This is a genomic window from Actinocorallia sp. API 0066 (genome assembly GCF_020991275.1).
Taxonomy (GTDB): Bacteria; Actinomycetota; Actinomycetes; order Streptosporangiales; family Streptosporangiaceae; genus Actinocorallia.
In genome coordinates this window covers 203139-215013 of record NZ_JAJLQY010000001.1, presented here as the reverse complement: position 1 = coordinate 215013, position 11875 = coordinate 203139, and the positions used below count along the sequence as shown (strand labels likewise).

7 protein-coding genes and 1 tRNA gene are annotated in these 11875 nt (G+C 71.9%); 4 read left to right on the top strand and 4 right to left on the bottom strand.

From position 1 onward, the window contains the following. A complete protein-coding gene (locus tag LO762_RS00960) occupies positions 1-366 on the top strand; it encodes a hypothetical protein (RefSeq protein WP_230611539.1) in 366 nt (121 codons plus the stop codon). 167 nt (positions 367-533) lie between these two features. Next, positions 534-1700: an MFS transporter gene (locus LO762_RS00955; RefSeq protein ID WP_230611534.1), complete on the top strand. Its 1167-nt coding sequence runs from the start codon at positions 534-536 to the stop codon at positions 1698-1700. Between the two features lie 23 nt (positions 1701-1723). On the opposite strand, the gene LO762_RS00950 is transcribed toward LO762_RS00955, so the two are convergent. Next, entirely contained in the window at positions 1724-2905 is a 1182-nt protein-coding gene (locus LO762_RS00950) for a zinc-dependent alcohol dehydrogenase (protein WP_230611532.1), read from the bottom strand. A 160-nt stretch (positions 2906-3065) separates the two neighbouring features. Here LO762_RS00950 and LO762_RS00945 point away from each other — a divergent pair, with 160 nt between their 5' ends. Then, positions 3066-4637, top strand: a complete 1572-nt coding sequence (locus LO762_RS00945; protein ID WP_230611528.1) for a hypothetical protein — start codon at positions 3066-3068, stop codon at positions 4635-4637. Here the strand turns inward: LO762_RS00945 and LO762_RS00940 are convergent. Both LO762_RS00940 and LO762_RS00935 read right to left on the bottom strand, forming a co-directional pair. Beyond that, positions 4613-6955, bottom strand: coding sequence for a tetratricopeptide repeat protein (locus LO762_RS00940; RefSeq protein ID WP_230611525.1), 2343 nt, complete (start codon positions 6953-6955; stop codon positions 4613-4615). The two genes, LO762_RS00945 and LO762_RS00940, sit on opposite strands and share 25 nt — an antisense overlap. Positions 6956-7029: 74 nt before the next feature. Further along, positions 7030-10158 (bottom strand): tetratricopeptide repeat protein, encoded by a 3129-nt coding sequence (locus LO762_RS00935; protein WP_230611522.1) that lies wholly within the window; start codon positions 10156-10158, stop codon positions 7030-7032. A gap of 128 nt (positions 10159-10286) precedes the next feature. On the opposite strand from LO762_RS00935, the gene LO762_RS00930 reads away from it, so the two are divergent. Then, a tRNA-Ala gene (locus LO762_RS00930) sits at positions 10287-10360 on the top strand. A 166-nt stretch (positions 10361-10526) separates the two neighbouring features. Here LO762_RS00930 and LO762_RS33810 read toward each other — a convergent pair. Beyond that, the gene (locus LO762_RS33810) at positions 10527-10820 is read right to left on the bottom strand and encodes a tyrosine-type recombinase/integrase (protein ID WP_230612858.1); all 294 of its coding nucleotides are present in this window, start codon (positions 10818-10820) and stop codon (positions 10527-10529) included. Between the last annotated feature and the right edge of the window lie 1055 nt (positions 10821-11875).

Sequence of the window (11875 nt, the reverse complement as noted above, 5' to 3'; positions counted from 1 at the left end):
ATGAAGATCAACCGTATCGTGCAGGGCCTCGCGGTCTCCGCTGGGGCTGCTGCGCTCGGCCTGTCCACCCTGACCGGTGTCGCCTCCGCGGCGCCCCAGGCGGCCAACAGTGTCACCACGGCGGTGGAGGGCTCCGCGACCATCCTGTCCGGCGACTACGGCTGGCGTCCGAAGCGCCACCACTGGAAGCACCAGAACCGGCAGGGCTACAAGCACTGCTGGGGTGAGTGGAAGCCGCGTCGCGACTTCAACCGCTGGTGGGACGACGACGACCGGTGGGACAACAACAGCAACCGCTGGGACCGTGACCGCCGTGACCGGCACCGCGGCTACAAGTGGTTCTACACCTGCAAGTGGCGCCGCTAGGCGGTCGCTGATCCAGGCCGTCTAGGCCGGACCACGACTGTGACCTGAAGGCCACGGACCCGCGGAACACCACCGCGGGTCCGTGGCCGTTTCTGCGCCCCAATGTCAGCGTCTCAGTATTCAAGACGATCCGTCTTGTTGAGTGAGACACGGCTAGGGTCGCAGGCATGCGGACTCCCCATCGGTGGGCCATGCTCACGCTCGGCATGGCCGCCAACGGCGCTGCGAGCGTCTTCATCTACGGCCTCCCGTTCCTGCTCCCCGCCTTCCAGGACGAGCGGGGGCTCTCCCTGGCGCGCGCGGGGTTCCTCGTCGGGGCGCCCAGCCTGGGCATGCTCTTCACCCTGATCCTGTGGGGCTGGCTCGCCGACAGGTTCGGTGAGCGGCTCGTCCTGACGTCCGGGCTGCTGCTGGCCGGGCTGCTGCTCGGCGCGGCGGCCCTGGCCAGGGACACGGTCCTGCTCGGCGTCCTGCTGGTGCTGGCCGGGGCGGCGGGCGCGTCCGTCAACGCGGCGAGCGGACGCGTCGTCCTGGGCTGGTTCGCCAAGGAGCAGCGCGGCCTTGCGATGGGCCTGCGGCAGACGGCGCTGCCCCTGGGCGTCGCCTTCGCCGGGCTGCTCACCGGGGTGTTCCCGCAGGTCAGGGCGGCACTGCTGGCGATGGCCGCGCTGTGCCTGGTGACGGCGCTCGTCGTCGGGCTGCTGGTGGTGGACCCGCCGCGCCCCGAGGCGGCGCCGGGCGCGCGGGCTTCCTCGCCCTACCGCGCGGCGGCGCTGTGGCGGGTGCACACCGCGAGCATGCTGCTCGTCGTCCCCCAGTTCGCCACCTCGGCGTTCGCGCTGGTGTACCTGCTGGCCGAGCGGGACCTGCCCCCCGCGACCGCCGGCGCGCTCGTCAGCGGCGCGCAGGTGCTCGGCGCGGCCGGGCGGCTGGCGTGCGGACGCTGGTCGGACGTCGTGGGCAGCAGGCTCCGGCCGATGCGGCAGCTCGCGCTGGTGAACACGGTGGTGATGCTGCTCCTGGCCGTCGCGGCGGCCACCCCGTGGGGTGTGCCACTGGTCGTCGTGGCGACGGCGCTGGCGATGAGCGGCAACGGCCTCGCCTTCACCGCCGTCTCCGAACTGGCGGGCGCGGCGTGGGCGGGGCGCGCCATGGGCGTCCAGAACACAGGCCAGAACCTGGTCGTCGCGCTGACGCCCGGCTTCTTCGGCGCGCTCATCACCTCAACGTCCTACGCCGCCGCCTACGCCCTCGCGGGGCTGTGCGCCCTGGCGGCGGCGACCATGACCCCGTCCGAGCCGACGACAGCCACCGCCCCGGCACCGTCACGGTAGCCGGGGCGCGGTAGCCCGACGGTTCAGGCGGACGGATCCAGGACGACCTTGACGCAGCCGTCGTCCTTCTTCTGGAAGATGTCGTAGGCGAGGGTCGCCTGGGACAGCGGGAAGCGGTGCGTCGAGAGGTCGAGCACCCCCAGCGGGTCGGACGGGTCGGTGACCAGCGGCATCAGCTCGGGGATCCACCGCTTCACGTGGGCCTGGCCCATCCGCAGCGTGACGCCCTTGTCGAACATGCGCAGCATCGGCATCGGGTCGGCCATGCCGCCGTACACGCCCGACACCGAGACCGTGCCGCCGCGCTGCACCAGCTCCACCGCCTGGTGCAGCGCGGCGAGCCGGTCCACCCCCGCGTGCGTCATGAGCGGGCCCGCGATCCGGTCCGGCATGTACGAGGTGAGCGTCTGCGCGATCGCGCCGAAAGGCGAGCCGTGCGCTTCCATGCCGACCGCGTCGATGACGGAGTCCGCGCCGCGCCCGTCCGTCAGCTCCCGGACGGCCTCCACGACGTTCCCAGCGGCGTCCACCACCTCGATGCCGCGCCTCCTGGCCATCTCCAGCCGGTCCTCGACCAGGTCGATGCCGATGGGCCGGAAACCGCGGTGCTTGGCGATCCGCGCGCACATCTGGCCGATCGGGCCGAGCCCCAGGATCGCGACGCTGCCGCCGTCGGGGACCTCCGCCCATTCGACGGCCTGCCACGCGGTGGGCAGCACGTCGGACAGGAAGAGGAACCTTTCGTCCGGACCCTCATGCGGCACCTTGATCGGACCGAACTGGGCCTGCGGCACCCGCAGGTACTCGGCCTGCCCACCGGGGACCTGCCCGTACAGCTTGGTGTAACCGAATAGGGCGGCGCCGCACCCGTACTCGCGTACCTGCGTCGTCTCGCACTGCGCGTAAAGGGCGCGATCGCACATAAAACAGGCGCCGCAGGAGATCGTGAACGGGATCACCACACGGTCGCCGGGCCGCAGATGGGCGATGCCCGCGCCGACCTCCTCGACGATCCCCATCGCCTCGTGCCCGAGGACGTCGCCGTGGTCGAGAAACGGGCCGAACAGCTCGTACAGGTGCAGATCCGAACCGCAGATCGCGGTGGACGTCACCTTCACGACCACGTCGTTCGGCTCCTTGATCGCCGGATCGGCGACCTCCTCCACCCGCACGTCACGCCTACCCTGCCAGGTCACAGCCTTCATCGAAAAACCACCCCGAACGGCCCCATACCCCCAGTAGCCAGAATCACACAGAACGTCACCGACCACTCCGGTCCGGGCACCGGCTCACCGATCCGCCATGGACCACCGGAGGGCTGGCAATAGATTGGGGTCGCCCGGTCCACGAGTGCGCGGAGGCAGCATGCGTCACACCCGAGCGGCCTGCCGCCGGGTCCTCGCAGTCGCCCACACGGTGACCTCGACCGTCAGGCTCCTGGAGGCCCTGGAGCTCCTGCACGGCGACGACAGGGTCGAGGTGTTCTTCACCGAGATCGACGGGGCGTCCTTCCCGCGCGGCGTCACCCGGCTCATCGAGGAGGTCGACGGGCTGCTCATCCCCTGGCGGGACGCCGCCCGCGCGCCGTTCCACCTCGCCGTCGCCACCGGGAGCAGCGGGCCGCTGCACCAGCTGAACGCGCCGCTGCTCTCCCTCGCGCACGGGCTCGGATACAACAAACTGCTCGTCCCGGACGGCCAGGCAAAGCCGGACCCGCAAGGCGAAGCGTACGGGCTCGCTCGAAGACAACTCCTCCATGACGGGGCCGTCGTACCGTCCCTCCTTGGCGTCTCCCACAGTGAACAGATAGGCAGGCTCAAACAGGACTGCCCGGAGGCCGCCGACCGGGCCCTCCTCGTGGGCGACCTCTCCTTCGACCGGCTCACCGCCAGCCTCCCCTGGCGCGACGCCTACCGGGCCGCCCTCGGCGTCGCCGAACACCAGACCCTCGTTGTCGTCTCCTCCACCTGGGGAAGCAGCTCACTCCTGGACGAACACCCAAAACTGCCGCTCGAACTGCTCAGGCAGCTCCCGTCCGACGAGTTCCGGATCGCGCTCGTCGTCCACCCCAACGTCACCGCCAGGCACGGCGGATGGAACCTGCGGTCCTGGTACGCCGACGCCGTCCGGGCCGGGCTCATCGTCATCCCGCGCCGGGCGGGCTGGCACGGCGCCGTGGTGGCCGCCGACCTCATCGTCGGCGACCACGGCTCGGTGACGCTGTACGGCGCGTGCCTTGACCGTCCCGTCCTGCTCGCCGGATTCGACGCCGCCGCGATCGTCCCGGACACCGCGATGGCACGGCTCGGCGCGACCTCGTCCCGGCTCGACCCGCGCCGACCGCTCCGGCCCCAGCTCGACCGGGTGCGGCGGCACGGCCACCTGCGCGCCGACGCCGTCGAGACGCCCGGCGCGGCCGCCTCCGCCGTCCGGGCCGCGATGTACCGGCTCATGGACCTGCCCGAGCCCGGCACACCCGCCTACAGCACCGCCGCGCCCGTCACCTCCCCCGAGGACGGGCCGGGCGTCACCGCGCGCCTGGTCACCGGGGAGCTGGTGGACGGGGCGTGCCGGGTCGAACGGTTCCCCGTCTCCGCCGACGTCGCCGACCCCCAACTCGTCGTCGAGGACACCGAGCCGAACCCCGGCATCGTCGGGCTCGCCGAGTCGCTGGTGCGGCGCGGCCACGGACCCACCTCGGCGCTGCCGCCCGACGCCGTCTTCGCCCGCCACCCCGGATGCCGCCGCCTCGTCGACCTCGCCGGGCCCGCCCCCGTCGTCCACCTGCGCGACGGCAGGGCGCTGGCGCTGGGCGGCGACGCCGACCCGGTGCTGGCCGCCGCCGTCCTCCGGCTGCTGCCCGACCCGCCCGGCCGGATCACCGTCGTCACCGGACGCCGGAGCACCACCCTTCAGATGACGCCGATCCGCTCGTAGATGGCCCGCGCCATCTCACGGTAGGAGTCCTCACCGGTGGCCTCCGCAAGGTCGTCCAGGATCTTCGCCTCCTGGTAGGCGCGGCCCTCAGCGCGCATGATCGCGAGCGCGTCCAGGAGCAGCGCCGACGGGTCGAGGCCGGACGCGCGCCGGACCCGGGCGAACGTGTGCAGCACCCGCGCCCGGTTGTAGGCGTCGCCCAGCCGCTCGAACGCCTCAAGGGCGGCGGTGAGCGCGGTGGACGCGCCGTTCAGGTCGCCGAGGCCGAGGCACACCCTGCCGATGTGGTGGTGGTCGATCGCGACGCCACGGGCCCGGCCCGCCTCCAGCTCCAGCCGCAGCGCCCTCTGGAAGCCCGCCAGGGCCGTCGTGAGATCCCCGGCCAGCTCGCGGTCCCTGGCCAGGAACTCCTCCGCCGTCGCCCGGTGCTCTGGCTTGCCGAGATGGTGCGCCGCGTCCAGCGCGCCCTGCAACACCGGACGCGCCTCGTCGTGCCTGCCGCTCTCGGCCAGGCCCCGGCCCAGTTGGATGCCGACCCGGAACGCCGCGTGCGGCAGCCCCGACGTCAGCGGCAGCACCTCCCTGTGCGTGGCGATCCAGTCGTCGTAGTACTTGAGCGAGAAGTAGAGCGACCACAGCGCCTCGCACAGCTGCCAGGCGGGCTCAACCCAGCCGCGCGCGACCGCCTCGTAGACGGCCGCGCTCAGGTTGCGGTGCTCGGCGTCCAGCCAGGCCAGCGCCTCGCCCTTCGTGCCGCGCGCCACCGCCGCCCGGTAGCCGGGGCCGAACGCGTCGCGCGCCCTGGCCGGGTTCACCGTGGTGTCCGCCTGGACGGCCCCCGCCAGGTAGTACTCGACGAGCCGGAGGACGGCCTCAGGGTCGTCGCCCGCCTTCTCCTGCGCGTGCGTGCGGACAAGGCCGTGGAAGAAGTAGCGGCCCTCCGCGTACTCCAGAAGGTGCCTTTCGACGAGCCCGCTGAGCGCCGGCACCGGATCCCCGCCGAGCAGCGCGGCGGCGGCCGCGCGGGTGAACCTGGGCGGGCGTTCGCCCGGATGGAGGCTGAGCAGCCGGTAGGCGCGCCTCAGATCCTCCGGGAGGTCCTCGTACGCGGCCTCGGTCACGGAGTACACCGTGCGCACCTCGCCTTCCGTCGCGCCCAGCGGATCGGCTCGCAGCCGCGCGATGACGTGCTCCACCGGACGTCCGTCGGCGGCCCACCCGCCGACGACCCGCAGCGCCAGCGGCCACCCGCCGCACTGCTCGGCGAGCCGCGCGAGCTGGCCTCCGGTCGCGTGCGGCACCGCGTCGCGCAACATCCGCTCCGCGTACTCGTGGCCCAGCGGCTTCAGCTCCAGCGGCCTGAGCGCCGGCCCAGGCAGGTGCACCGCCTTACGGCTCATGACGAGCACCATGCTCTCGGCCGCCGCAGGGAACAGGTCCTCCACCTGGCGGGCCACCCGCACGTTGTCGTACACGAACAGGTACCTACGGTCGGCCGTCAACCTGCGGAAGATCTGGAGGCGCGCGCCGTAGTCCGCGGGCAGCGCCTCGCTGGCCGCGCCCAGGGCGTACAGGATGCGCGTCAGGGCGTCCGACGGCCCCAGCACCTCACGCTCGCCCAGGTCGCCGAAGTCGACGTAGACCAGGCCGTCCGGGAACAGCTCGGCGACCCCGTGGCCCCACTGCACGCCCGTGCTCGTCTTGCCCATGCCGCCCGCACCGGTGAGCGCCGCCCTGGCCGGGGTGCCCGGCGCGCGCGGCGTGTTCGCCGTCGCGCTCAGCGCGCCGAGCACACCGCCCCGGTTGACGAACCCGGGATTGCCCGCGGGCAGCGTGTTCGGCCGCTCCCGCGCCGCCTTGGCGCCGACCGCCGCCTCGCGCTGCCGCGACAGCTCCGGCAGCCCGCCCTGCAACGCCGCCTCCTCCCGCACCGCCCAGTCCAGCGCCTCCGTGAGGCCCTCCTGGAGCTCCTGCAGGCTCAGCCCGCACCGGGCGAGCAGCTCACGGCCCGTCACCCGCCTGCGGCGCCTCCCGAACACCGCGTCCGGCAGATCCGCCAGCGCCGCCGCCAACGGCTCCTCCAGCGTGACGAACCTCCGGTACCACTGCGGCGGGGCGCCCCTGCCGCCCAGATGCTCGCGCACCGCGTCCATCAGCTCCGCCGCGTCGTCGCCCAGCCGCTCCCGCAGATCCCCCAGCGCGCGCCTGAGCAGCCGCTCGTGCTCCTTGGGCGTCAGCCAGCGCGCGACACCCTCACCCACCCCGCCCAGAGCCCGTTCCGCCGCGCGCGCCACCAGGATCGCCGCGATCTCCAGCACCCCGTCCCCTTCCCCTCACCCTGACGCCAGAATTTCCCACCCTGGGCACCGCCCGCAACCCCCGGGGGACGGGGTCAGCCGAGGGCCTGGAGGCGTTCCTGGACGGAGGCGGCGACGGAGGTGGGGCCCTGGTCGAGGGCGCGGCGGTACCAGCTGCGGGCCGACCAGGGGTCGCCGTCACGCTGGTCGAGGGCGCCGAGTTCGGACATGGCGCGGGCCGCCTGCTCCGGGTGGCCGGACTCGGCCGCCCGGCCGTACCAGTAGCGGGCCGCCTGCGTGTCGCCCCGGTTCAGTCCGAGGATCGCAAGGTTGTTCATCGCCATCGCCGCCATCTCCTGATGGCCCGAGTCGACGGCGCGCTGGTACCAGGAGGCCGCGCCCGCGACGTCGCCCGCCGCGCCGCGCTGGACGCCGAGACTCACCATCGCGCGCGGCGCCTGGTCGGGGTGGCCCGTCGCCAGGGTCCGCTCGTACCAGTACCGCGCGGACTCGTTGTCGCCCTGCGCCGACTCCAACAGGCCGAGGTTGAACATCGCGCGCGGCGCCTGCTCGGTGTGGCCCGAATCGATCGCCCTGCGGTACCAGTCACGGGACCCGCCTATGTCGCCCGTCTCCTCAGCGAGAACACCGAGGTTCATCATCGCCAGCGGCGCCTGGTCGTGGTGGCCCGTCTCGACGGCGGCGAGGTACCAGCCGCGCGCCGACCCCGCGTCACCCTGGTTGTTCTCCAGGAACCCAAGGTTCACCATCGCCTTGGCCGCCTGGTGCGCGTGCCCGGTGTCGATCGCCCTGCGGTACCAGTAGCGGGCCGCTCCGACGTCACCCAGCCGCTCCTCCAGGACGCCCGAGTTCACCATCGCCATCGGCGCCTGGTCGGCGTGCCCCGACTCGATCGCGCGCCGGTACCACTGGCGCGCCGTGACGTTGTCGCCGTCGCCCTCCTCCAACGCGCCGCAGTTCACCATCGCCTTGGGGCACTGATCGGCGTGCCCGGTTTCGATCGCCCTGTGGTACCAGCCTCGCGCCGCGGTCCTGTCGCCCGACTCCTCCTCCAGGACGCCGAGGTTCATCATCGCCAGCGGCGCCTGGTCGGCGTGGCCGGAGTCCACCGCGCGCCGGTACCAGGTGCGCGCCTCGTCGAGCCTGCCGCGCCTGTTCTCCAGGAAGCCCAGGTTCACCATCGCCATCACCGAGCGGTCGGCGTGGCCCGTCCCGTGCGCGCGCAGGTACCACTCGCGCGCGGCCGCGACGTCACCCTCCTGCTCCTCCAGGATGCCCAGGTTCATCATCGCCAGCGGCGCCTGCTCGGCATGCCCCGACTCGGCCGCCTTGCGGTACCAGTGGCGCGCCGTGTCCAGGTCGCCCTCGTTGTTCGCGACGAACCCGAGGTTCACCATCGCCATCGGCGTCTGATCGACGTGCCCGGAGTCGATCGCCCTGCGGTACCAGATACCGGCCGTCTCGGTATCGCCCGTCTTCTCCTCCAGGACGCCGAGGTTCACCATCGCCTTCGGCGCCTGGTCGGCGTGGCCGGACTCCGCCGCGCGGCGGTACCACTTGCGGGCCGCCTCGGGGTCCCCCGCCTCGTCCTCCAGGACACCGAGGTTCATCATCGCCAGCGGCCCCTGCTCGGCGTGCCCCGACTCGACCACGCGCAGATACCAGACACGCGCCGTGTCCCGCTCGCCCGCCTCGCTCTCCAGGACGCCCAGGTTCAGCATCGCCAGCGGCGCCTGATCGACATGGCCCGACTCCGCCGCGCGGCGGTACCACTTGCGGGCCGCCTCCAGGTCGCCGCGCCTGCTCTCCAGGAACCCGAGGTTCACCATCGCCTTGGGGGCCTGGTCGTCGTGGCCCGACTCGATCGCCCTCCAGTACCAGCCTCGGGCGTCACTCGCCTCGCCCTCCTCGTCCTCCAGGACGCCGAGGTTCATCATCGCGAGCGGCGCCTGATCCCGGTGGCCCGACTGGACCGCCATCCGATACCAGCGACGCGCCTCGTCCTGGTCGCCGTCACGGGACTCCAGAAAACCGAGGTTGACCATCGCCAGCGGGCCGTACTCGGGATCGCCCGACTCGACGGCCTTGCGGTACCACTCCCGCGCCGCCCCAAAATCACCGACGCCCTCCTCCAGCAGGGCGAGATTCACCAGGGCGGCCGGTTCCGTGCCCTCCGCCACCGCGCGCGCGAAGAGAGCGCGGGCACCTGCCACGTCGCCCTCCTCAAGCCGCTGGCTGCCCTCCGTGACGAGATCGTCCCCCGGCGGGACGGCGGGCGGCTCCGCCTGCGCGGGCTCACCGCTGCCCGGCGACTCCCGCACCGCCTCGTTCCGGGGCTCGTCACGCGCCTCGTCACGCGCCTCGTCACGGGGCTCCTCGCGGGGTTCGTCGCCCGCGAGCGCCTCCTGCACCGCCTGCCCGTCGGGACGCCGCTCCGGGTCCTTGGCGAGGAGATCCAGGACGAGCTGGTCGAGGGGTGCCGGGATCTCGTCGCGCAGCGTGCTCGGCGGGGCCGGGTCCAGCGTGAGGTGCTGGCCCATCAGCGCCGTCACCGAAGCGCCCCGGAACGGGGGCCTGCCCGTGAGCAGCGTGTACAGGATGCCGCCGAACGCGTACAGGTCCGTCCGGTGGTCCACGGCGTTGCCCAGCCACTGCTCCGGCGCCATGTAAGCGGGCGTCCCGACCGTCTGGCCGTGCAGGGTGTGCGTCGCCGTCGCCTCCGCGATGTGCGCGATCCCGAAGTCGCAGATCTTCACCTGGTCGCCCGGCAGCAGTAGCAGGTTGCCCGGCTTCAGGTCCCGGTGGACGATCCCGTGCCCATGCGCCGCCAAGAGCGCCCGCGCCACCTGGACGCCGAGCCTCCGCACCCGGTCGAGGTCCATCCCCTCCGGGTACTCCTCCATCTCCGCAGCGAGGTCCCTGCCTTCGAGGAACTCCATGACGAGGTACCACTGCCCGTCGTACTCACCGAAGTCGTCGACGGCGGTGATCCCCGGATGCGCGAGCCGGACCGCGATCCGCGCCTCCTGCCGGAACTTCGCCAACCACACGGGATTGGCGGCCGCTATGTCCCGGTACAGGAACTTCACCGCGACGTCGCGGTCGCGCAGCAGGTCTTCCGCCGCCCAGACCTCCCCGAAGCTCCCCCGTCCAAGGCTCCGCCGCATCCGGTACCGTCCGGCGACCTCCACCCCTTCCCGCACCCGCTCCTCCTCCAGGTTCCGCCCAACCCCCCACAACCCGCCACCATCCTAGAGATCTCCCACCCCCACCACCCCCCTATCCGCTGCACCAACCACTCCCGATGTTTGCTAAGGTTGACCCGTTCCCAGGGGATGTAGCGCAGTCCGGTAGCGCACTTCGTTCGCATCGAAGGGGTCAGGGGTTCGAATCCCCTCATCTCCACCCAAAGGTTGGAACATCGTCCCAGCTCAAAGGGTCTGATCGAGAATGCTCGATCAGACCCTTTGATCGTTTATGTCCGCACTTTGCCCGCAGAAACCGGGGAGAAGGCGCGAACGGCTGCGGGAACGCGACCGCGCGTCCGGAAGCACGGTAGCGCGGCGGTGGGTCAGGCTTCGGGTCCGGCGGGGGGTATACGGTGACGGACCGTGGCGAAGGCGTCGATCGCGTCCTCGTCCGCGCCGTCCAGGGCGTGCAGGGCGCCACTGGTGGTGGCGATGTTGGCGTGTCCGAGTCGGTCTTTCACCGCGGTGAGGTCGGTGCCGCCGGCCAGGCTCCAGGACGCGTGGGCGTGCCGCAGGTCCTGGAAACAAACTTTGACCGGCAGGTTCGAGCCATGCAGCGCTGGCCGCCAGGCGTGGTCCTGGAACCAGCGGCACGGGATATGGCCGTCGGCGTCCACCAGCCGCGCCCTCCCTGGTCGCTGGTCCTTGCCGAGAGCCCGGCGGCGGGCCCGGTAGCCGGCGTAGACGGCCCGGCAATGCACGCAGCGGCAGGGCCCCGAGTGGTAAGCGGTCGTCGTCCCATGCCGGTAGACGCGGCCCCGCGGCATTCGGCTCGGTGTCGCCGAGGGTGTCGGGGCCCGGCAGCGGTTTCCGCCTCCGTTTCCGGACCCGCTCCTCGTCCCGGAGCTGGAAGATCAGCTCGTCGGGCGCGATGTGCTCGGCGTCGATGTAGGCGCAGAGCCTGGCTCCTACCTCCTGGCCGATCTTCACTTTCCGGTGGTCGCGGTCCTTAGGGTAGTCCTTCACCAGGAAGCGGCGCCGCAGCGCATCCCGCTTGGCGACGGGCTCACAGACCACCCGCCGGACCAGGATGACCCGAGTGGCCCGCTCGTAATCCATGGGCCGCAGCTCGATGAGCTCGCCCCACCGGAGCCCCGACTCGACGGCTAGCTCTACCAGCAGCTTCGCCCGCTCATCCGGCAGCTGCTTATAGAGCCGCTCGAACTGCTCCGGCGTGATGATCGTGTAGGTCTTCCTCGGTACCGGCGGATACTTCACCCCGCGGCACGGATGATGGACGATCACGTCGTCGGTGAGCGTGGTGTTGAACACGGCGCTGAGGATGGTCATGCAGTGCCGGATCGTCGGCGCGGGCAGCTCCTCGCGACCATGCGGGCATTCGAGGAGTTTGAGCGGCTCCAAGCCTTCGCCTTCTCCACCCCATGTTTACGATCAACGAGCTGAACTACATCGTCACGAACCCCTTGCGAGCCCCCGGGCGGGGCTCGTTAGCGACATCGCCCACGAGGTCGCGACATCGTGCTCGGGTAGAGCTCGGAGAGGGCCGCGAGGTCGGCGGCATCCCCTTTCGCACATAGAGCATGCTGTACTCCACCTCGACCCGGCGAGGGTCGGGGTCCAAGCGCTGTGCTGGGGATCGGTCCGTTTCGTGCGAAAGTCGATCCGGGTTCCCAAGGTCGCCCCAGAAGCTCTCGACGACTCAGCTCAAGTA